Raw genomic sequence first — 593 nt, 5'->3', positions numbered from 1 at the left:
GGTGCGCCTTCCTTGGGGATCACATAGTTGATGTCGATGCCGCTACCTGCTTCCTTCGCGTTTCGCTCTGCCAGCAGTACATCTCCCGAATAACCGACCGCCACACAGATCTTGCCGCTCGCCAGATCGGCTATGTAGTGGGGCGAAAGGAAGTAGTTCAAGTCAGGCTTTATCGCCATCAAGGCCGCTTTGGCCTTGGTGTAATCCCCGGCGACTTCGCTTTGTGGAGGCAACTGCAAGTAGTTGAGTGCGATGGGCAGGACGCTGGGCGCGCTGTCGATAAAGGCAACGCCGCATTGAGCCAGCTTTTTCATGTTTTCGGGCTTGAAGACCAGGTCCCAGGAGTCGAGCGGCGTATCGTTGCCCAGGGCAGCCTTGACCTTGGCCACGTTGTAGCCAATCCCGGTTGTTCCCCACAGGTAGGGGAAAGCATGCTCGTTGCCCGGATCGATGCCTCTGAGCACCTTGAGCAGAACGGGGTTGAGGTTTTTCCAGTTGGGTAGCTGGCTTTTATCCAGTTTCTTCAGATCGCCGCGCTGAATCTGGACACTCATGAAATGACTCGACGGCACCACGATGTCGTAACCGGAATG

General features: G+C 56.3%; 1 pseudogene. It reads right to left on the bottom strand.

The features are described from left to right. Nucleotides 1-593 (bottom strand): annotated as a pseudogene (locus tag NRB16_RS28985) (ABC transporter substrate-binding protein); the annotation flags it as partial.

Origin of the sequence: Pseudomonas sp. LJDD11 (assembly GCF_024584215.1) — a bacterium.
Classification (GTDB): domain Bacteria; phylum Pseudomonadota; class Gammaproteobacteria; order Pseudomonadales; family Pseudomonadaceae; genus Aquipseudomonas.
Note: the sequence above shows the minus strand (reverse complement) of the source record. Positions and strands in the feature narration are given on the sequence as shown.